This window comes from Rhizobacter sp. P2_G4, assembly GCF_056403575.1.
Genome location: NZ_JBFUFG010000001.1, coordinates 222345 through 242760, shown reverse-complemented (window position 1 = coordinate 242760; position 20416 = coordinate 222345). Strand labels below are relative to the sequence as shown.

Sequence of the window (20416 nt, the reverse complement as noted above, 5' to 3'; positions counted from 1 at the left end):
CTCCACCTGAAGCCATGAACCTTTCTCACCTGCCGTTCCCATCGTGTGCTCGCCTGGCCGCCGGCCTGGCACTCATGCTTTCCGTTCACGCTGCCATGGCGCAGTCGGTGCTGCCGCCCGGCACGAGCATTCGCGTGCTGGCGCCCGACGGGTTGGTGATCGATGGCAACGGCCAGACCAACGGCGGCAGGCTCGAGGTCCGCGACGCACAAGGCCAACCGCTGGCCAATGCGGCGCTGACGCGCACGCGCATCGACAGCGCCGGCGCGCAGCAAGGCTCGGCCGGTGGGCTGGCCACCAATGCCAATGGCGTGTTCTCCCAAGGCACCCTCTCGTGGGGCACTACAGATGAAGACCGCAAGGGCGGAAGCAACCGCTACTGCCTGGCCAACGTGCTGCCGGCCGAAGCAACTCAGGCCTGCGTCGACGTCACCGTGCTGGGCACCGTGATCACCAGCGTGCGAGGCACCAAGGCCTACACGCTGGGCGGCACCGCGATCGGGGCACAGGCGCTGGCCGCTGCACGTACCAACACCACCACGGCGATGCAGGGCGTACGCATTCAGCTCGACCACGCACAGGCCCGCATGCGCACGCTGCGCCAGGGCAGCCGCGCCGCATGGGTCAACGACACCACGGTGCAGATCAACGGGCGCAACGTGCCGCTGTCGTCCGAGGGTGCGGCAGGGCCAGGCGAATCCGGGCCGGACGCGACGCGCAGCGAAGGCTGGGGTGCCTACATGATGGGCACGCTGGCCGTGCAGGAGGCCAAGACCGGCAGCGCGTTGAAGGTGAAGACCGATGGCGTGTCGATCGGCACCGACTACCGGCTGAGCCGGCGCGCGGTGCTGGGCGCTTCGCTCGGCCACGCGCGCTCGAACTCCGACCTGTCGGGCCTGTCGGATGCGCAGACCTCGAGCGGCAACAGCCTGACGCTCTACGGTTCGTTCGAACCCGCGGCCGCCTGGTACGTCGACGCCGCGCTGTCACTCGCGCGGAACGACTTCTCGCTGAAGCGCAACACCTCGACCGGGGGGCAGGCGTACGCCGACACACGTGGCACCGGCACCGGCATGAGCCTGACCACCGGCTACCAGCTGCTCGGCCGCGCGACGGTGGTGTCGCCGTATGTGCGCATCGAGACACTGCGCGTGAAGGTCGACGGCTACACCGAAAGCGGCGACACGCCGTTCTCGGTGAATGAGCAGCGCGTGCGGTCCAACGTGATCGCGCTGGGCACCGAGGCGCAGTTCATCTTCGCCACGCGCTACGCCATCGTCGTGCCGCACGGCCGGGTGGAACTGCAACGCCAGAGCGAGCGCAACGGCGGCAACCTGAACGCGACGCTGGTGGGTTCCGACCTGCAGCTGGTGAGCGAGCCGAATGCCGAACCCGACAAGAATTTCGGCCTGTGGAGCCTGGGCCTCTCCGCCCAGTTCAAGCGCGGCGTGGCCGCCTTCATCGACTACGAGCAGCTGTTCGGCAAGTCCGACCTGTCGGATCGCCGGCTGAACCTGGGGCTGAAGGTCGAGTTCTAGACCTTCGTGCTATCGGCCTACTTCTTTGTCTCGGCCTTGCGGATCGCGTCCGTGAACTGATCGACCAGTTCATTTGGCACCGCGAGCGACAGCTGGTAGTGCAGGATCTGCAGGCCGCTCGCCGTCCGCTGCACCACGCCCGAGGCCTGGCACACGCCCATCTGCGTGTCGAGCTGTTCGTCGAACCAGATGAACTGTTTGTCGGCCGAGAAGGCCACGTGGCGTTTGATCGGCGTGAAGGCCCAGGCCGACGGCCGCTCGAAGTACTTCTTCGACCAGGCCTTCAGCTCGTCGCGCGTCCAGCGTTCGGTCTTGTCGGTGCCGATGTAGACGGCGCCCGGTGCCATCTTGTCGAAGAAGCGCGAACGCGCGTGGGCCGCGTCGTCGTGCCATTCGTCGATGAAGGCGTTGACCTGCTGGGTGTCCGTGGCAGAAGCGGCATCGGCGGCTGCCACGGGGCCTGAGACGACGCTCAGCCACACGGCCAGCGCAGCCCAGAAGGCGAGCAGCGTCCCGCGCATCTACTTGGTCCCGAACAGCCGGTCGCCGGCGTCGCCGAGGCCCGGCACGATGTAGCCGTGCTCGTTGAGCTCGCGGTCGATGGCCGCGGTATAGACCGGCACGTCGGGGTGGGCCTCGGTGAAGTTCTTCAGCCCTTCAGGCGCGGCCAGCAGGCAGACGAAGCGGATCGACTTGGGCTTGGTTTCCTTCAGCCGGTCGACCGCGGCCACGGCCGAGTTGCCGGTGGCCAGCATCGGGTCGAGCACGATGGCGTCGCGCTCGTGCATGTCGGCCGGCATCTTGAAGTAGTACTCCACCGCCACCAGCGTCTTCGGGTCGCGGTACAGCCCGATGTGGCCGATGCGCGCGCCGGGCACCACGTTGAGCATGCCGTCGAGAAAGCCGGCACCGGCGCGCATGATGCTCACGAACACCGTCTTGCGGCCCTCGATCACCGGCGCCTGCATCTTCTCGAGCGGGGTCTCGATCTCGATCAGCTGGGTCGGCATGTCACGCGTGACTTCGTACGCCATCAGCATGCTGATCTCGTTCAACAGGCGGCGGAAGCTGTTGGTGCTGCGGTCTTTCTCGCGCATCAGCGTGAGCTTGTGCTGGATCAACGGGTGGGTGATGTGGTGGACGGGCGCGGTCATGGCAAGGGTCTCCTGGGAGTGATCAGCATATCGGCTTCGGCGCACGATGACGCTGCGCTTTGTGACAGTTCTGGCATTTGCCGCTTCAAGTTTCGGCGGCGAGCGGTCGAAAATGACCATAGGACGGTTCGGCCGATGGTTGGCTCGTCGCTTCTTCGCAATAGGCGTTCCACCCCCGATCGAGGTTTCATTTCGTATGAGCCGGATTCTGTTCACTCGCATGCGCGCCCGAGCGCTGCTGCTGGCGACCTTGGCCTGCCTGTCGGTGCATGCCGCCGCCGCAGACGAGCTGCGCATCGTGACGGAAGAACTGCCGCCCTACAACATGACCCAGAACGGGCAGGTCACCGGGCTGAGCACCGAGGTCGTGCAGGCCGTGCTGAAGGAAGTGGGCATGCAGGCGAACATCCAGTCGATGCCCTGGGCCCGCGCCTACGACATCGCGCTGAACAGCGAGAACGTGATGATCTATTCGATCACCCGCACGGCGCAGCGCGAGAAGCTGTTCAAGTGGGTGGGCGTGATCGCACCGACGCGCATGCTTCTCTTCGCGCGCGCCGATGCGAACCTGCGCATCAAGACCCTCGACGACGCCCGCAAGTACCAGATCGCCACCGTCAACGAAGACGCCGGAGAGCAGTACCTCGTCTCCAAGGGCTTCGTGATCGGCAAGAACCTGCAGTCGAGCAACAAGTACGAGTTCAACTACGAGAAGCTGCGGCTGGGCCGCGTCGACATGTGGGTCTCCAACGAGTTGAACGCCTACTACCTGGTGCGCCAGGCCGGCGACAACCCTCATACCGTGCTGTCGCCTGCGCTGCTGCTGGACGACATCAGCCGCGACGGCGGCGGCCTGGACATGGCCTTCAGCCTCAAGACCCCCGATGCCGTGGTCGAGCGTTTCCGCAAGGCGCTGGAGACGATCAAGAAAAACGGCACCTATGAGAGCCTCCAGAAAAAGTGGCTCTGAGGCCGCCGATGCGGCCGCTGCGGTGAACGCCGCTGAGGCGGTGAAGTCCGTCGAAGCGCCCACGCGCTCGCTGGGCCGCCGGCTGGTGCTGGGCACGGTCGCCTTCAGCATCGTCTTCACGCTGGCCGCCGTGGCGGTGCGCACCTGGTCGGCCTGGAAAGGCAACCTGACCGCGATGACGGCCGAGCTGGCGCTGATCGACAAGGTGTTCCAGCGCACGCTCGCCAAGGCCATCTGGGAGATGGACCGCGACGAGCTGCAGAGCCACGTCGACAGCGTGTCGCACGTGAGCCCGGTGGGACGTGTCGAGCTGCGCATTCCACGGCCTGGGCGACCGCCCGAAATCATCGAGCGCCATGAAGAAGGCGAGCCTGCCTCCACGCTTGCGCCGTCGCTGAAGCGCCAGCTCACCTATTCGCCATACGCCGGGTCGACCGAGCTCGTGGGCGAGCTCACGCTGCAGGGCGACGAACGTGTGCTGTGGGCGCGGCTTCGCAGCGAGTTGGCGGGCATCATCGTCACGCAGGTGATCCAGTCGGTGCTGCTGGCCGGGCTGATCATGTGGCTCTTCAACCGCATGGTCACGGTGCACGTGCAGCGCATCGCGCGTCACCTGAATGCGGTCACTCCCGCCAACCTCGACGAGCTGCTCAAGCTGGAGCGACGCACCGCGAGCCGCGACGAGCTGACTCTGCTCGAAGGCGGCGTCAACCAGCTGCAGGGCAAGCTGGCCGAGTACCTGGAGCGGCAGCGCCTCGACGAGCGCGACCTCGCTGCTCACCGCGACCGGCTGGCCGAGCTGGTGGACGAGAAGACCGCCGAGCTGCGTGCTGCCAATGCGCGGCTCGAAGACCTGTCGCGCATCGATCCGCTGACCGGGCTCGCGAACCGCCGCCACTTCGACGAGGTGAAGGACGCCGAGTTCCGCCGCGCGCAGCGCCTCAGCCAACCGCTGTCGGTGCTGCTGTGCGACGTCGACTACTTCAAGCGCTACAACGACACCTACGGCCACGCACAGGGTGATCTGTGCCTGAAGCACGTGGCCGATGTGCTGAAGCACACCTTCGCCCGCGCCGGCGAGTTGACGGCACGCATCGGCGGCGAAGAGTTCGCCGTGCTGCTGCCTGGCGTGGATGCGGCCGGTGCCCGCAGCGCGGCCGAGCGCCTGCTCGCCGCGATGAAGGCACAGGCGCTGCCGCACAGCGGATCAGAGGTGGCGCCGCACGTCACGCTCAGCATCGGTGTCGCGGAGTTCGACCCGCAGACCATGGACCGTTTCGAGACCCTTCTTCACCACGCCGACAAGGCGCTGTACCGCGCCAAAGACCAGGGCCGCAACCAGCTTGCCGGTTGATCTGACCCGCCACGGAGAACCCCGATGAAACAACGCCTGTTCACCGCCGCCTTGCTGACCCTGGCCTGCGCCTGGGCTGCCGCCGAGCCCATCAGGGCCGTGACCGAGACGTCGGCATTCACCTTTGCGAAAGACGGCAAGGTGATCGGCCCGGCGAGCCAAATTGTGGAAACCGCGCTGCAGCGCGCAGGCCTCACCGACTACAGCCTCTCGCTCTACCCCTGGGCGCGGGCCTATGACATGGCGCTGCGCGAACCCAACGTGCTGATTTACCTGATCGCCCGAACGCCGGCGCGCGAAGAGCAGTTCAAGTGGGCCGGCGAGTTCATGCGCATCGACTACCACCTGTACAAGCTGCGCAGCCAGAAAGACATCGTGGTGCGCAGCCTGCAGGACGCCAAGACCTACACCATCGGCGTGATGCGCGACGACGTGCGCCACGAGTACCTGCAGGCGCAGGGCTTCAACAAGCTGGTGGTGTCGTCGCAGAACGCCGACAACTTCAAGAAGCTCGTCAACGGCCAGGTGCAGCTCGTGCCCATGCCCGAGCGCGACGCGATGCTGCTGTGCGAAGAAGCGCACGTCGACTGCAACAGCCTGGAGAAGATCTACCTGCTCGACGCCATGTCGACTGGCATCTACATGGCCTACAGCAAGTCGACGCCCGACGACATCGTGCAACGCACCCGCACCGCGTTTGACAAGCTCAAGGCCGACGGCACGGTGGCCCGGCTGATGAACCCGAAACGCTGACAGCCTCGCCCCCGAGGCATACCATCCGGCCTTGCTTTCAATGGAGGCAGGCCATGGACACATCGGCACTGGCGAGCCCGTCGTCTTTTCAGGGTGTGGGCGGGCTGAAGATCTTCACCCGTTCCTGGCATTCGGCCACCGAGAAGCCGCGCGCGGTGGTGGTCATCGTCCACGGATTCAACGCGCACAGCGGCCAGTACGGCTGGGTGGCCGAGCAGCTGGTGGCCAGCGGCTTCGCGGTCTATGCGCTCGACCTGCGGGGTCGCGGCCAGTCTGAAGGCGAGCGCTTCTACGTCGAGAATTTCTCGGATTACGTCAACGACGTGGCAAGCTTCGTGCGGCAGGCCAAAGCAAAGGAACGCGGGCGGCCCGTCTTTCTGCTCGGCCACAGCGCCGGCGGTGTCATCTCGTGCGTGTACGCGCTCGAGCACCCGAGCGAGATCGACGGCCTCATCTGCGAGAGCTTTGCCCACCAGGTGCCGGCGCCCGACGTGGCGCTGGCCATCCTCAAAGGCCTGGCCCACGTGGCGCCGCACGCCCATGTGCTGAAGCTGAAGAACGAAGACTTCTCGCGTGACCCGGTGGCCGTGGCGGCGATGAACAACGACCCGCTGATCGCCGACGAAGTACAGCCCACGCAAACCGTGGCCGAGATGGTGCGCGCCGACGAGCGGCTGAAGAAGGAGTTCCCGCTGATCCAGCTGCCGCTGCTCATCTTGCACGGCACGCTCGACAAGGTCACCCGGCCGAGCGGCAGCCAGTTCTTCTACGACACCGCTGGCTCCACCGACAAGACACTGAAGCTCTACGAAGGCCACTACCACGACCTGCTGAACGACCTCGGCAAGGAAGCCGTGATGGCAGACATCCAGCAGTGGATCGCGAAGCGGATTCCCGCCTGAACGCGTCAGGCTCTTTGTAGAGCCTGCCCGTCAGAACACCGTGCCGTCGCTCTCGATCCTGAGCGGCGGGCTGCCGCCCTCGCGCAACGACTTGGCAATCTCGCGCCCGGCCGCCCAGGTGCCGCCTTCGAGGATGCACGCAAGCGGCATCTCCTCGGCTGATTTGCTCAGCCGCTCGCGCACCAGCGGCGCCACTTCGTCGAGCAGTGCCACGGTGAGCGCGCGCCATTCGATGATGGCCTCATCGGCCGCGGTGTGGGTGCGCGATGCGAAGGCTGGATCCTTCGGCAGGATCACGCGCGCATCGAGCAGCAGGCCGCCGTTGCGGTATTCAGGCAAGCCCGTCAGACCATCGATCTCGGTCAGCGTGATGCCGGCCCATTCGAAGGGTTCGAGCAGCGAATAGGTCAACCACTGGCTGAGTTTGTGGAAAGGCACCCAGCCGGCGGTGAGGCCGGTACCGCCCGCGAGCGGGTGCTGCCAACAGTCGCCGAGCGGGATACCTTGCAGCTGGTTGCCGGTGAGCCAGATGGCACTCAGGTGATCGAGCAAGGCCTGCAACACACGCGGCGCGGGCAGCCGGTCGAGCTGGCCTTGCTGCGTCAGCGCGTCGAAGAGACCGCCCGGGCGGCCATCGGCGCCGAAGACCTCGGGCTGCGCACGCATCGCGCTGCCCAGCCGCTGCAGCAAGGCCAAGCGGCCGTCGAGCCCGACCAATGGGTTGTCGCTGCGCAGCTGGAACACCTGGGCCAGCTCGGCGGCATCGATCTGCCGCAGTGCCTCGGCTTCCACCCGCAGCGGGTCGGCGGCATCGGAAGAAAAACGGCCCTGCATGAAGGCGCGAAAGCTCGCGACCCCCAGGCCTTCGGAGCGGCTGAAGGCCTGCCCGCTTTCCGCCTCGGCGTAGCGCCACGACGGGCCGGCGCCGGCATCGAGCAGCACGCTCACCAGCGTGAGGTCGATGCGTGCGCGCGCCTGTGCGGCGGCATCACGGCCGGCGAGCTGCGCGTCGAGCGCGGCCTTGCGGTCGATGCCACCTGACTCGAAGTGCCGCCAGCGGCTGTGGTACGGAATGCGCAGGCTCGGATAGTTCTGCCGCGTGACGTGTTCGACGCGGCGCGCCACCTCGTCGAGCTGGCTGCGGTTGAGCGTGAAGTGGCGCGAGCGGCCTTCTTCGACGGCGCGCAGGATGTTCTTGCAGCGCTCACGGATGGTCGCCGTGGAGCGCAGTGACGCACCCAGCTCTGGCCGAGTGCCGGGTCGCGCAGCGCCGGCCGGGCTCCCCTCGGGGGGCGACGCCGCAGGCGTCTTGGGGCTGTCATCACGCAAGGTCGCGTCCCTTGGTGGCGGCGAGTTTCACGTCATCGGGCACGCTGCCGTCGGTGAAGTACCCCGCGGCGATCTTGGCCTCGATCTCGACCTTCGCATCGGCGGGCACCAGCTCGTCAGGGATCTTCACCCGCTCGCCGACCTCGATGCCGCTGCCGGTGATCGCGTCGTACTTGTCGTTGCTCATGCTCACCAGGCGGTGGATCTTCTGGATGCCGAGCCAGTGCAGCACGTCAGGCATCAGCTCCTGGAAGCGCATGTCCTGCACGCCAGCCACGCACTCGGTGCGCAGGAAGTACTTGTCGGCGCTGTCGCCACCCACCTGCCGCTTGCGCGCGTTGTAGACCAGGAATTTCGTGACCTCGCCGAGCGCGCGGCCCTCCTTGCGGCTGTAGGCGATGAGCCCGACCCCGCCGCGCTGCGCGCCCAGCACGCATTCTTCGATGGCGTGCGTGAGGTAGGGGCGGCAGGTGCAGATGTCGGAGCCGAACACGTCGGAGCCGTTGCACTCGTCGTGCACACGCGCGGTGAGCGTGATGCTCGGGTCGGCCAGGTGGCGCGGGTCGCCAAAGATGTAGAGCGTCTGCCCGCCGATGGGCGGCAGGAAGATGCCGATGTCGCTGCGCGTCACGAGCTCGGGGTACATGCCGCCGGTCTCTTCGAACATCACGCGGCGCAGGTCGGCCTCGCTCACATTGAAGCGCTTGGCCACGCCTTCGATCCACCACACCGGCTCGATGGCGATCTTGGTGACCATGGCCGATGAGTCCTCGAGCAGGTACTTGCCATCGGGCTTCAGGCGCTGGAAGGCGATGGCCTGCTTGATCTCAGGCAGGTGCACATGCGCCTGCGTCACCGCGATGGTCGGGCGGATGTCGTAGCCCTGTGCGAGGTAGTCGGCGAAGACCTCGCCGACGGTCGCGCCCCACGGGTCGAGCGAGACGATCCTGTGCGGGTCGCTCCACTGCGGGTAGGGGCCGATCGGCGTGGTGGGCGAAGTGTTGGTCAGGTCGGCGCGGTGGCCCTTCGCGAGGTTGCCGGCTGCGACCGCGAGCGCGCGGTACACGCCGTAACTGCCGCTGTGCGTGCCGACCACGTTGCGCTGCGAGCGGTTGGTCGTGGTGCCCACCACCGGCCCGCGAACTTGCGGGTCGGCATCGCCCCAGTTGATCGTGGGCGCGCCGCTGACCCCTTGCTGGCCAGGGTGCGAGGTGAGGCGAATGTGCTTGGTGTTCACCTTGGCTTCGCCTGCCTTGTCACTGCTCATCTGCGTCGCTCCTGAGTTGCTCAACGACGCAGCCAGCATACGCCGTCACGGTGCGTGTTGTCGCGCCTGCCACCAGCGTTGCAAGGCCTGCGCCACCTCGGGCAATGAGGAATCGTTCACGAGCGTGAGGTCCGCGCGCACCGGCGGCGTGTCGCGCTGCAAACGCTTGGCCACCTCGGGGGCGTCTTCACGACCGCGGCCGGCAAGGCGCTGCGCACGCAACTCGGCGGGCGCGGTAATTTCCACCACCCTCAACTTCGGTGCCTGCGCACGCAAGGTGGCGAGGTGCGCACGCGAACTGTTGAGCACGACCCATTCGTTGGCCGCCAGCGGCGCGAGTGCGCGGTGGCGCACGCCGTAGCGCAGGCCGTGCGCATCCCAGTGGGTGGCGAACGCGCCCTCTTGCAGCAGCGTGGCAAACGCTTCTTCGCTGACGCTTTCGTGCTGCTCGGCACCGCCATCGTGCGGCCGCGTGACGACGCGCTGCGCCAGGTGCACGTGCTGGCCCGGCCCGCGCAATGCGGCCCAGGCTTGCAGCACGCTGTCCTTGCCGGCACCCGACGGGCCCACGACCACGATCAGCCGTTCGCTGTGTGCGATGGACTGGTTCATGCGAGCGCGAAGCGGTGCACCAAACGGAACGGCTGGCCCGGCGCGGACTCAACGAACAGGCTCAGCGCATCACAGCCGAGCGGCTGCTGCGACAAGGCCCCGGCGAAATGCTCGACGGCCGCGGGCAGCAACACGTCGGCATGGCGGTCGGTCAACGTCATGTGGAAGCGCCAATGCTCCAGCACATACGGATAGCCGTAGCGCTGCAATGTCTCGCGCTCCCCTTCGCTCAGCGTGAGCGCAGCGCGGCGCTGTTGTTCTTCGGGCGAGGGTCGGTCGCGCCACGCATCGAGCTCGGTCACGCAGGCATCGGCCAGGCGGCGCAGCGGGTGATCGGGTTGCAGCGGGTCGACCGGGCGCAAGGCGATGAACTCGCCCAGCGGCTGCACCGACAGGCGCGGCATCTCGAAGCGTGGCGTGCGTTTCGCCAGGTCGGCAATCGCGGTGCGCAGGCTCTCTTCATCACGACTGTCGATCAAGCGCATCGGCGGCTTCAGCGTGGCATGGAAGCCGTAGCGCCACGGCTCGTTGACTCCCACGCGTGCCGGCGGCGTGACGGCGGGCACGGACGGGTCGCGGCCCAGCCATTCGCAGCCGGCACGCCACAAGGGGTGATCGGGCGGCGGCGTGTAGTAGATGCCGTAACGGATGCTCATGCTTCTTTGCTCATGCTGGGTTGTTCACGTCTCGTCGGGCTCCACCGTGAGCTGGATCGCATCGCCGGCGAACAGCGTCTGCCCGGCACTGACGGGTAACCCCTCCGCGTCGACATTCAGGTAGCGCACCACCAGCACTGGCTGCGTGGCCGGCCGCGCCAGCGCATCGGCCTCGGCTGAACTGGGCAAGCGGCACGACACCACGCTGCGTGCACGGGTGTAGTCGGCCACGCCCAGCCGCTTGAGTGCGCCGGTGATGCTGGCCGCCTCGGTGAAGGCCTCCACGATTCCGTCCAACCGCGGCAGGGGGTAGGCGGCGGTCGAGATGCCCACCGGCCGGCCGCGCACCAGCGCGCGTGTGTACATCAGCTGCAGCGGCGCAGCGGCGGGCAGGCCCAGCTCGCGCGCCCATTCGCCACCGCGCACCCGCTCGTGCGCCACCAGCTCGCGCTGTGCCGACTCGCCCGCCACCGCCAGGTTCTGCGACAGGCGCGTGCGGCGTTGCAGCGCGTAGTCGAGCACCAACTCGCGCACATAGGTGCCGCTGCCATGGGCCACGCGCACGAAGCCGTCGCGCGCCAGAGCCTGCACCGCTTGCCGCAGCGTATGGCGGTTGACGGCGAAACGCTCGGCCAGCGCCGCTTCATTGGGCAGGCGCTCGCCGGCTTGCAGCCGGCCCTCGGTGATGTCGCTGCGCAGCTCGGCGGCAATCGCCTCCCAGCGGCGCGGCGCGGGCGTGTCGTCGGTCGCTTCGGCCGAAAGATGGGTCGAGCTCAGGGTCATGTCAAGAATTTGTCATGCGGAGGGTTGATACTGGCAGCCATCCTACAGTCATCTAGATGACATCCGCATGACCAAAACCCTGTTCACGGTGGCAGATCGCCAGGCCTGGCTCGCTGTACTGGCCCATGCGCCACGCCCGGGGCTGGCCGAGAAGGCCGAGCGCTTCGTGCCGCCGCATCGTTTCGACTGGCTGCGCGAACCCGAGACCGGCCTGGCCCTGGTGCGGGCACGCATCGCCAACCGCGGTGACCGCTTCAACCTGGGCGAGGTGACGGTCACGCGCTGCATTGCCCGCGTCTCTGTGGACGAGAACACGACGGCCGGTGTCGGCCATGTGCTGGGGCGTGACGAGCAGCGCGCACGCTGGGTAGCGCAGTTCGATGCCTTGCTGCAGCAGCCTTCGCTGCGCGCAGAGTTGCTGGCCGAGGTGATCGCACCGCTGAGCGCCGCTCGTGTGGCTGCACTGGACCAGGAGCAAGCGCGACACGCGGCCAGCCGTGTGTCCTTCTACACCTTGCAGTCGGAGGCCACGGCATGAACACGTCTTTGTCGAGCCCCGACCTGCTGGCCAGCATGCCGCGCGGTTTTGCCGATGCGACGCACGATTCGCAAGCGGTGTTTCGCAACGTGCTGGATGCGTTGTCCCTTCCGGGCCGCCTGCAGACGCTGTCGGCCAGCGATGGCCTGCAGCCGCCGGCACCGTTGTCGCGCGGCGTCACCGCGCTGTTGCTGACGCTGCTGGACACCGAGACCTCGCTGCACTTCAGCGACTCGCTGGCCAGCGATGCGGCATGGATGTATGCGCGCTTCCACACCGGCGTGCAACCGGCGCCGTTCGAGCTGGCCGATTTCGTCGGCACCCGTGCGGCCGATGCGACGCTCGACGGACTGCGCCTCGGCAGCGACGAAGCGCCACAGCAAGGGGCCACACTGATTGTCGACACACCGAGCCTGGCGATCGAGCGCCACACCTCCCTGCGCCTCACCGGCCCCGGCATCGAGCACGAGCAGCGCATGGGCTTGTGCGGCTTGCCGATCACGTTCTGGCAACAGCGCATCGCGATGCAGCGCCTGTTCCCGTGCGGCATCGACCTGCTGCTGGTCTGCGGCTCGCAGCTCATCGGCGTGCCGCGGTCCACGCTGCTCAAGATCGAGGAGTCCTGATGTACATCGCCGTCAAGGGCGGAGAGGCCGCCATCGAAGCCTCGCGCCAGCTGCTGGCCGAGGCGCGCCGTGGCGACCCTGCGGTGCGCGAGCTGGAAGTGATGCAGATCCGCGAACAACTCGGCCTTCTGGTCGACCGCGTGATGGCCGAGGCCTCGCTCTACGACCCCGAGTTGGCCGCACTGGCGTTGAAGCAGGCACGCGGCGATGCCGTCGAAGCGATCTTCCTGTTGCGCGCCTACCGCACCACCCTGCCGCGCGTGGCCGCCACCGAGCCGATCGACACCGCGCAGATGCGCGTGCGGCGACGCGTCTCGGCCATCTTCAAGGACTTGCCGGGTGGCCAATTGCTGGGCCCGACTTACGACTACACGCAGCGCCTGCTCGATTTCTCTTTGCTCAGCTCCGATCGCGCTGAGCCCACGAGAGAGAACTCTGCGCCAACGGAGACGGCGCACACGGAGCGTGTCTCGATGCCCAACGCGCTCGACACGCTGGCAGACGAAGGCCTGATCGAACCCTCGCTGCCGAGCGCAGGCGATCCGCCGCCACCCGACATCACGCGCGACCCTCCCGTCTACCCGCTGCCGCGCAGCGCGCGACTGCAGATGCTCGCGCGCGCCGACGAAGGCTGGGTGCTCGGCATGGGTTACGCCACGCAGCGCGGCTATGCCTACACGCACCCGTTCGGTGGTGACATCCGCTTCGGCGCGGTGGCGGTGGAACTCGTGCCCGACGAACTGGGATTCGCGATCGAGATCGGCGAGATCGACGTGACCGAGTGCCAGATGATCAACCAGTTCGGCGGCAGCGCGACCGTCGCGCCGCAGTTCACAAGGGGCTATGGCTTGGTCTACGGCCACGGCGAGCGCAAGGCGATGGCGATGTCGCTGGTCGACCGCGCATTGCGTGCCGACGAGTTCGACGAAGAGGTCACCGCGCCGGTGCAGCAGCAGGAGTTCGTGCTGCCGCAAGGCGACAACATCGAGGCCTCGGGCTTCGTGCAGCACCTGAAGCTGCCGCACTACGTGACCTTCGAGTCGGAGCTGCAGCTGATCCGGCAGTTGCGCGAGAAGCATTTCTCGGAGGGGGATGACAAATGATCCACGGCTACAACTTCGCATACCTGGATGAGCGGACCAAACGGATGATCCGCCGCGCCATCCTGAAGGCTGTCGCCATCCCCGGCCACCAAGTCCCCTTCGGGTCCCGCGAGATGCCCCTTGCCTACGGCTGGGGCACCGGCGGCATCCAGGTCACCGCCGCGGTGCTGGGCCAGCACGACGTGCTCAAGGTCATCGACCAGGGCAGCGATGACACCACCAACGCCGTCAACATCCGCCAGTTCTTCGCACGCACCACCGGCATCGCGACGACCGAGCGCACGCGCGAGGCCACGCTGATCCAGACGCGTCACCGCATCCCCGAAGCGCCGTTGAAAGAAGGCCAAGTGCTGGTCTACCAGGTGCCGCAGCCCGAGGCGCTCTACAAGCTCGAGCCGCGCCGCAGCGAGACGCTCAAGCTGCATGCCTGCGAGGAGTACGGGCTCGTCAACGTGAAGCTCTACGAAGACCTGGCGCACTGGGGCCGCGTGGAAACGACCTACGACTACCCGGTGCTGGTGAACGGCCGCTACGTGATGTCGCCTTCGCCGATCCCGAGCTTCGACAACCCGAAGATGCACCGCATGCCGGCGCTGCAGCTCTTCGGCGCCGGACGCGAGAAGCGCATCTATGCCGTGCCGCCCTACACCGACGTGAAGAGCCTCGACTTCGAAGACCACCCGTTCAAGGTCGAACCCCAAGGTCATGCCTGCGCTCTGTGCGGCTGCACCACGAGCTTTCTCGACGAGGTGCTGCAGGCCGAGGGCGAACGCCTGTGGACCTGCTCCGACACCGACTGGTGCCGTGAACAGCGGGAGGCCGCATGAAGAAAACAGATCCTCTGTTGAGCGTGCGCGTGCTGAGCCACCACTTCGGCAGCCCGCGTTACGCCGTGCGCGATGCGCAGCTCGATCTGTTCCCGGGCGAGGTGGTCGCCATCGTCGGCGAGTCCGGCTCGGGCAAGAGCACCTTGCTCAACTGCATCGCCGGCCGCCTGGCACCGACCCACGGTGAGGTGCTGTACCGCAGCGCCGACGAGCAGCTGCTCGACGTGCACCGCCTCAGCGAGCGCGAGCGTCGCCGGCTCGAGCGCACCGAGTGGGGCTTCGTGCAGCAGAACGCCAGCGACGGCCTGCGCATGAACGTGAGTGCCGGCGCCAACATTGGCGAGCGGCTGATGGGGCAGGGCGAGCGCCACTTCGGCCGCCTGCGGGCGGCGGCGACGGACTGGATGACACGCGTCGAGCTCGATGCCGAACGTATCGACGATTCGCCACGCGATTTTTCGGGCGGCATGCGCCAGCGCCTGCAGATCGCCCGCAACCTGGTCACACGCCCGCGGCTGGTGCTGATGGACGAACCCACCTCGGGCCTCGACGTGTCGGTGCAGGCCAAGCTGCTCGACCTGATCCGCCTGCTCGTGGCGCGCATGCACCTGTCGGCACTGATCGTCACGCACGATCTCGGCGTGGCGCGCCTGCTGGCGCACCGCACGCTGGTGATGCGCGAAGGCCGCATCGTCGAGCAGGGCCTCACCGACCGCGTGCTGGACGATCCGCAGCATGCGTACACGCAGCTGCTGGTGTCGTCGGTGGTGGCGCCGTGATGCCTGTACTTCTTCTGAGCTTGAGCGGCCTGTGAGCCACGACTGACACCAAACAAATGCTGCACGTCGAATCCCTCTCCAAACACTTCACCCTGCACCTGCGCGGCGGGCTCGAACTCCCCGTGCTGAAAAGCGTCTCGCTCCAGGTCAAAGCAGGCGAATGCGTCGCGCTGCTCGGCGCCTCGGGCCAGGGCAAATCGACGCTGATGAAGTGCCTGTACGGCAGCTATGGTGCCGACAGCGGCGCGATCTGGCTCGAAGCGCAAGACGGCCGCGTCGACATCGCCCAGGCCACACCGCAGCAGATGATTGCGCTGCGACGGCGCGACATCGCCTACGTGAGCCAGTTCCTGCGCGCCGTGCCACGCGTGCCCGCGCTCGACGTGGTGGCCGAGCGCTGGCTGCAGGCGCGGCCCGAGACAGACGCTGACACAGCACAAGAGCAGGCCCGCGATGAAGCACGCGCCCTGTTCGCGCGCCTCAACCTGCCCAGCAGCCTGTGGGAGCTGCCGCCCGCCACCTTCTCGGGCGGCGAGCAGCAGCGTGTCAACATCGCCCGTGGCTTCATCGAGCCGGCGCGGCTCTTGCTGCTGGACGAACCCACGGCTTCGCTCGATGCCGCCAACCGCCGTGTGGTGATCGAGCTGATCCACGAGGCGCGTGAGGCCGGTGCCGCGGTGGTCGGCATCTTTCACGACGAAGAAGTGCGCGACGCCGTGGCGAGCCGCTGTGTCCCGATTCAGTAGAACGAAAGATCCGCATGAATGAACTGGTGTTGAGCAATGCGCGGCTGGTGCTCGGCCACGAGGTGCTGTTGGGCAGCGTGGTGATCCGCGACGGGCTGATCGCCTCCATCGACGGCGGCGCCACCGCCGTGCCGGGCGCATTGGACCTCGAAGGCGACTACCTGCTGCCCGGCCTGGTGGAGGTGCACACCGACAACCTCGAGCGCCACGTGACGCCGCGGCCCAAGGTCAACTTCCCGATGCTCGGTGCCGTGCAGGCACACGACGCCGAGGTGGCCACCGCCGGCATCACCACCGTGCTCGACGCCATCGGCGTGGGCGACCCGTACGGCGATGGCTTTCGCTCGCGCGACCAGAGCGAGCTGCTCCGGGTGCTGGACGCCTTGCAGGACGCCGGCCTGCTGCGCGCCGACCACCTGATCCACGTGCGCTGCGAGCTGCCGGCCTCCAATGCGCAGGAGCTGTTTGAGCCCTTCGCACGCCACCGCCGGCTGCGGCTCATCTCGCTGATGGACCACACGCCCGGCCAGCGCCAGTGGAACGACGTCGAACAGGCCCGTATCTACTACACCGGCAAGAAGGGCTGGAGCGACAGCCAGTTCGACAACGAAGTGCGCATCGCACCGCAGCGCCAGGCGCAACATGCACAGCCGAACCGTGCGTGGTTCACCGACTTCGCACGCACGCATGCGGTGGCGCTGGCCACGCACGACGACACCACCGTCGAGCACGTCGACGAAGCGCACGCGCTGGGTGCCGGCATGAGCGAGTTCCCGACCACGCTGGCCGCCGCGCGCCGCGCCAAAGCATTGGGCTTGAGCACGGTGGCCGGTGCGCCCAACGTGATCCGCGGCGGCTCGCACTCGGGCAACGTCTCTGCGCTGGAGCTGGCACGCGAAGGCGTGTTGGACGCGCTCTCGTCCGACTACGTGCCGAGCAGCCTGTTGCAAGCCGCCTGGCGCCTGGTGCGCGACGGCGGCTTCTCGTTGCCGGAAGCCGTGGCGGTGGTCAGCCGCAACCCGGCGCGCGCGGCAGGCTTGGCCGACCGCGGTGAGATCGCAACCGGACTGCGCGGCGACGTGATCCGTGTGAAGGCGCTGGGCGATCACCCGATCGCGCGTGAAGCGTGGGTGAGTGGCCGACGGGTGGTGTGAATCGGCGTTCTCCGTCGGCGTCGGGGCCCATCAAGCGATGGAAATCCCCGCAGCCTTGATGATCCGGGCCCATCGCTCGGCGTCGGTGCGGATCGCCGTCATCAGTTCAGCGGGCGAGCTCGAACGCGGCTCGATGCCGTCGCGCTGCAGCCCATCACGCACCGGCGGTTGATCGAGCATCTCGACGACCAGCCGGTTGAGCCGGTCCACGAGGGATCTCGGCGTCCCCGCCGGCGCAACCAGGCTCTGCCAGGCGATGGCTTCGAACTGTCTCAGTTCGGCCACGCCCGACGCCGCGAGCGCGGGCACGTCCGGCAAGGTCTGTTGGCGGGTCAGCGAGCTCACGCCCAGTGCACGCAAGCGCTTGGCCCGCAGATGCGGCAATGTAGGCGCGAGGTCGACGAACATCATGTCGACCTGGCCGCTCAGCACATCGGTCAGTGCGGCTGCGCTGCCGCCGTAGGGCACGTGCCGCAACTCGGCGTCGGTCGCGGCCTTGAACATCTCCGCGGCCAGGTGCTGCGGACTGCCGTTGCCCGCCGACGCGTACGACAGGCCACCGGGCCTGGCATTGGACAACGACACCAGGTCGCCCACGTGACGCGCATTGATCGACGGGCTGACAACCAATGCGAGCGGCACCAACGCGATCATCGCGATGGGCGCGAAGTCCTTCAGCGGGTCATAGGGCAACTTGGGGTACAGCGACGGGTTGATGGCCAGCGTTGAACTGGTGGCGATGAGCAGCGTGTTCCCGTCGGGCGCGGATCGGGCCACCTGGGCCGCCCCCACGGTGGAGCCGGCGCCGGGCCGGTTTTCCACGACCACGGTGCGCCCGAGCGGCTCTGCCATCTGCCGGGCCAGCAGGCGCCCCAGCATGTCGGAGGTACCGCCGGCCGCATAGGGCACGACGAGGGTGAGCGGCTTGTCGGATTGGGCCCGTGCCTGCGTTGCGAACGCACTTAGGAACGGTGTGCCGAGCAGCGCGGCGATCGTGCGGGTGGCGAGTCTTCTGTTCATAGGGTTTCCTCATGCATCAGTGGAGTGAGGGACCGCTGAACCGCGGTCCGGCGGATGGAGACGGACCGACGGCTCCGCGCAGTCGATCGATCAGGTTCAGTGGTTGGGCCGGCGCGGCAGTGCCTCGCCATGCGACGTGCCGGTCCGGGCGGCTGATCACGAGCGCGTGGCCGTAGAGCGCAGCGGCGTCCGGCACATCGACGTCGAGCAGTGCGAGCGGTACGCATCGGCGATGCGCCGCGTCGAGCAGCGAGGCCACGTCGACGCGTGAATCGAAGCGCAGCAGCGAATAGGTGGGTGACTCCGCGGCCAGCGCGTCGTAGAGGGAGCGTCCGTCGCGCAGCCATGCATGGGGCGTGCGGCAACCCGGCACGCTCGACGGTGTGTAGCTTGCCATCGTGTACGCCGGTGCGCGCTCGGCGTCGTAGGCAATGAGGGGCGAGTCGTCGTAGTGGTAGCCGAAGTTCAGGCCGGCGCAGCAGTACTGCTGCACGTTGAGTTCGTACAGCGCGCGCCCCGCCGCGGCCCGCGCGGCCTCGCCTTGCGGCGTCTCGGCTTCGATGTCTGGCGGCACCGCTTCGTGCTGCCGCCGCAGCGCGAGCGCATGGTCCATCGCGAAGCGCGACACCTGTTCGGTGATCGGCAGGCGCTCTCGCTCGTACGCATCGAGAATGACTTCGGGTGCCCAGCCGCGCAGGTGGGCCGCCAGCAGCCAGGCCAGGTTTTCCGCATCGGCGATGCCGGCGTTCATGCCATAGCCGGCCATCGGCACCCAGATGTGCGCCGAGTCGCCGCAGATGAAGATGCGCCGGTCGCGGAAGCGGTCGGCCACCAGGCGGCGGGCGATCCAGTCCTCCTGGCCCAGAACCTCGTAGCGGAACTCGCTGCCGACACCGAGGATCTGGCGAATCGCACGATCGCGGTCCACTGCATCGAAATCCGCTTCGTCATGCCGAAGGTAGTTGTGCACCAGCCAGCGCTCGACACCGTCGATCGCATAGACGTTGCCGCAGCGGCGCGGATTCACCGAAAACGTGGCCCACGCCGGCGGGTGCTTCAGCCGCTTCAACAGGTCGGGTGCGCGGATGAAGGTCGACTGGGTGCGGCCGATGAAGTCAGTGCCGCTCAGCGTGGCACCGATCTTCTTGCGCACGAGCGAGCTCCCGCCATCACAGCCGATCAGAAACTGGCAGCGGATCTGCACGCGTTCGCCGGTGCCGAGGTCCCCCGCCTCGGCGGTGACGCCCTGGTCGTCCTGCGCGACATCGAGCACCTGCAGGCGATTCGCGATGCGTAGCTTCGGCATGGCCTGCGCAAATGAGGCCAGCACCGGCTCCAGATAGAGCTGGTTGATGCGGTGCGGCGGCTCGGGCGTCGGCCAATGGCCGTCAGGGCCGTGGGTGTCGCTGAATCGATCTTGCCGGCACGGAATCGGGATGCGCGCGAGTTCCATGCCCGTCGTGGTCGTGCGGTAGGCCACGTCGTGGCAGTGTTCCGCCGGCAGGCCGCTGTCTCTCACCCTGGACGCGACGCCCAGTTGCCGGAAGATCTCCATCGAGCGGGCCGACACGTGGTTGCACTTCACGCTGGGCGGCTCGCCGCGGTGGCGCATCTCGGCCACGAGCACCTCCACGCCATGCCGGGCCAGGCACATCGCGAGCACGAGGCCGACAGGCCCGCCTCCAACGACGAGCACGGGAGTGACCAGCGAGCGGGTCATGGCAGCCGACGACGCGCCGCGTCAGGGTTGTGAGGTCTCTGCGGTGGCGCCGAGCAGCAGGGAGTTCAGCGGCTCGGTGCGGCGTTTCGGGCGCACGCCGGGCGGCAGGTGGGGCGCGACGTGCGTCGCGAAGAACCGGTCCGATTCTTCTTTCGAGCGCCACACTTCGAGCACGCGAAACCCGCCGCCTTCGACCGGCAGTGCGGTGTGCATGATGAAGCCCGGTGCCTGCCGCAGCGCAGGCTCGAGGCCGCGCAGCATCTGGGCATAGAGCTCGGGCGTGAGGCCGCTCGCCTCGCCGGTCATGAGGATGGGCATGAAAGACTCCTGGTGGTGGGTGACACATGGCCGTTTTGGCCGAAGAAAGCCACTGCACCAGCGTGTCGTGCACGGCAGAGAAAGCGAAGTGTGGGTGTCATGACGCGGCAGAGGCTGGTGGTGGGCTGCAAGGCCGCCATGCTCTGCGCAATCAGGGCGCGGGTCGATTCCCGATCGCCGCCCAGCGCTGTGCATCGATGCACAGCGCAGTACCTGCTGCATCAATATCGAGGACACGCGCGGGCCGCCGAGAGGCGACCGACAGTG

Annotated in this window: 22 protein-coding genes; 12 read left to right on the top strand and 10 right to left on the bottom strand. The window is 67.6% G+C overall.

The annotated features are described in order from the left end of the window. Nucleotides 1-14 precede the first annotated feature (14 nt). On the top strand, nt 15-1538 hold the full coding sequence (locus tag AC1DYS_RS01185) for an autotransporter outer membrane beta-barrel domain-containing protein (protein WP_477895234.1): 1524 nt from the start codon (nt 15-17) through the stop codon (nt 1536-1538). A gap of 17 nt (nt 1539-1555) precedes the next feature. Here AC1DYS_RS01185 and AC1DYS_RS01180 read toward each other — a convergent pair whose 3' ends face one another. Both AC1DYS_RS01180 and upp read right to left on the bottom strand, forming a co-directional pair. Next, nucleotides 1556-2059, bottom strand: a complete 504-nt coding sequence (locus tag AC1DYS_RS01180; protein ID WP_477895232.1) for a nuclear transport factor 2 family protein — start codon at nt 2057-2059, stop codon at nt 1556-1558. Then, nucleotides 2060-2692 carry a uracil phosphoribosyltransferase gene (gene upp, locus AC1DYS_RS01175; protein ID WP_477895230.1) on the bottom strand — a complete coding sequence of 211 codons (633 nt, stop codon included), beginning with the start codon at nt 2690-2692 and terminating at the stop codon, nt 2060-2062. It lies immediately after the preceding gene. Nucleotides 2693-2888: 196 nt separating this feature from the next. On the opposite strand from upp, the gene AC1DYS_RS01170 reads away from it, so the two are divergent. Genes AC1DYS_RS01170 through AC1DYS_RS01155 form a run of 4 tightly spaced genes read left to right on the top strand, consistent with a single transcriptional unit; the run spans nt 2889 to nt 6671 of the window. Next, a complete protein-coding gene (locus AC1DYS_RS01170) occupies nt 2889-3662 on the top strand; it encodes a substrate-binding periplasmic protein (protein WP_477895228.1) in 774 nt (257 codons plus the stop codon). Then, a complete protein-coding gene (locus AC1DYS_RS01165; RefSeq protein ID WP_477895226.1) occupies nt 3634-5016 on the top strand; it encodes a GGDEF domain-containing protein in 1383 nt (460 codons plus the stop codon). The genes AC1DYS_RS01170 and AC1DYS_RS01165 overlap by 29 nt, the downstream gene beginning before the upstream one ends. Before the next feature lie 24 nt (nt 5017-5040). Beyond that, entirely contained in the window at nt 5041-5769 is a 729-nt protein-coding gene (locus AC1DYS_RS01160) for a substrate-binding periplasmic protein (RefSeq protein WP_477895224.1), read from the top strand. 53 nt (nt 5770-5822) lie between these two features. Then, nucleotides 5823-6671: an alpha/beta hydrolase gene (locus AC1DYS_RS01155; protein ID WP_477895222.1), complete on the top strand. Its 849-nt coding sequence runs from the start codon at nt 5823-5825 to the stop codon at nt 6669-6671. 30 nt (nt 6672-6701) lie between these two features. On the opposite strand, the gene AC1DYS_RS01150 is transcribed toward AC1DYS_RS01155, so the two are convergent. The 5 genes from AC1DYS_RS01150 to phnF are packed head-to-tail and all read right to left on the bottom strand — an operon-like array spanning nt 6702 to nt 11318. After that, nucleotides 6702-8000: a URC4/urg3 family protein gene (locus AC1DYS_RS01150; protein WP_477895220.1), complete on the bottom strand. Its 1299-nt coding sequence runs from the start codon at nt 7998-8000 to the stop codon at nt 6702-6704. Further along, a complete protein-coding gene (locus AC1DYS_RS01145) occupies nt 7993-9267 on the bottom strand; it encodes a GTP cyclohydrolase II (RefSeq protein ID WP_477895218.1) in 1275 nt (424 codons plus the stop codon). Before AC1DYS_RS01145 ends, AC1DYS_RS01150 begins: the two co-directional genes overlap by 8 nt. Nucleotides 9268-9312: 45 nt before the next feature. After that, complete coding sequence (gene phnN, locus AC1DYS_RS01140) at nt 9313-9879, bottom strand: phosphonate metabolism protein/1,5-bisphosphokinase (PRPP-forming) PhnN (protein WP_477895216.1); 567 nt, start codon at nt 9877-9879, stop codon at nt 9313-9315. Continuing rightward, nucleotides 9876-10535, bottom strand: coding sequence for a DUF1045 domain-containing protein (locus AC1DYS_RS01135; protein ID WP_477895214.1), 660 nt, complete (start codon nt 10533-10535; stop codon nt 9876-9878). Before AC1DYS_RS01135 ends, phnN begins: the two co-directional genes overlap by 4 nt. A gap of 24 nt (nt 10536-10559) precedes the next feature. After that, a complete protein-coding gene (gene phnF / locus AC1DYS_RS01130; protein ID WP_477895212.1) occupies nt 10560-11318 on the bottom strand; it encodes a phosphonate metabolism transcriptional regulator PhnF in 759 nt (252 codons plus the stop codon). Nucleotides 11319-11385: 67 nt separating this feature from the next. On the opposite strand from phnF, the gene phnG reads away from it, so the two are divergent. Genes phnG through AC1DYS_RS01095 form a run of 7 tightly spaced genes read left to right on the top strand, consistent with a single transcriptional unit; the run spans nt 11386 to nt 17091 of the window. Then, nucleotides 11386-11856, top strand: coding sequence for a phosphonate C-P lyase system protein PhnG (gene phnG / locus AC1DYS_RS01125; protein ID WP_477895210.1), 471 nt, complete (start codon nt 11386-11388; stop codon nt 11854-11856). Continuing rightward, entirely contained in the window at nt 11853-12482 is a 630-nt protein-coding gene (gene phnH / locus AC1DYS_RS01120; RefSeq protein ID WP_477895208.1) for a phosphonate C-P lyase system protein PhnH, read from the top strand. The genes phnG and phnH overlap by 4 nt, the downstream gene beginning before the upstream one ends. Then, nucleotides 12482-13585: a carbon-phosphorus lyase complex subunit gene (locus AC1DYS_RS01115; protein ID WP_477895206.1), complete on the top strand. Its 1104-nt coding sequence runs from the start codon at nt 12482-12484 to the stop codon at nt 13583-13585. The genes phnH and AC1DYS_RS01115 overlap by 1 nt, the downstream gene beginning before the upstream one ends. Then, complete coding sequence (locus AC1DYS_RS01110; protein ID WP_477895204.1) at nt 13582-14412, top strand: alpha-D-ribose 1-methylphosphonate 5-phosphate C-P-lyase PhnJ; 831 nt, start codon at nt 13582-13584, stop codon at nt 14410-14412. Before AC1DYS_RS01115 ends, AC1DYS_RS01110 begins: the two co-directional genes overlap by 4 nt. Next, nucleotides 14409-15191, top strand: coding sequence for a phosphonate C-P lyase system protein PhnK (gene phnK / locus AC1DYS_RS01105; RefSeq protein WP_477895202.1), 783 nt, complete (start codon nt 14409-14411; stop codon nt 15189-15191). Before AC1DYS_RS01110 ends, phnK begins: the two co-directional genes overlap by 4 nt. A gap of 56 nt (nt 15192-15247) precedes the next feature. Further along, on the top strand, nt 15248-15937 hold the full coding sequence (phnL, locus tag AC1DYS_RS01100; protein ID WP_477895200.1) for a phosphonate C-P lyase system protein PhnL: 690 nt from the start codon (nt 15248-15250) through the stop codon (nt 15935-15937). 14 nt (nt 15938-15951) lie between these two features. Beyond that, on the top strand, nt 15952-17091 hold the full coding sequence (locus AC1DYS_RS01095) for an alpha-D-ribose 1-methylphosphonate 5-triphosphate diphosphatase (protein WP_477895198.1): 1140 nt from the start codon (nt 15952-15954) through the stop codon (nt 17089-17091). Nucleotides 17092-17121: 30 nt separating this feature from the next. Here AC1DYS_RS01095 and AC1DYS_RS01090 read toward each other — a convergent pair whose 3' ends face one another. The 3 genes from AC1DYS_RS01090 to AC1DYS_RS01080 are packed head-to-tail and all read right to left on the bottom strand — an operon-like array spanning nt 17122 to nt 20149. Next, nucleotides 17122-18111 (bottom strand): Bug family tripartite tricarboxylate transporter substrate binding protein, encoded by a 990-nt coding sequence (locus tag AC1DYS_RS01090; protein WP_477895196.1) that lies wholly within the window; start codon nt 18109-18111, stop codon nt 17122-17124. A gap of 16 nt (nt 18112-18127) precedes the next feature. Next, a complete protein-coding gene (locus AC1DYS_RS01085; protein ID WP_477895194.1) occupies nt 18128-19831 on the bottom strand; it encodes an FAD-dependent oxidoreductase in 1704 nt (567 codons plus the stop codon). Nucleotides 19832-19852: 21 nt separating this feature from the next. Beyond that, nucleotides 19853-20149, bottom strand: coding sequence for an antibiotic biosynthesis monooxygenase family protein (locus AC1DYS_RS01080; protein ID WP_477895192.1), 297 nt, complete (start codon nt 20147-20149; stop codon nt 19853-19855). Nucleotides 20150-20416 lie beyond the last annotated feature (267 nt).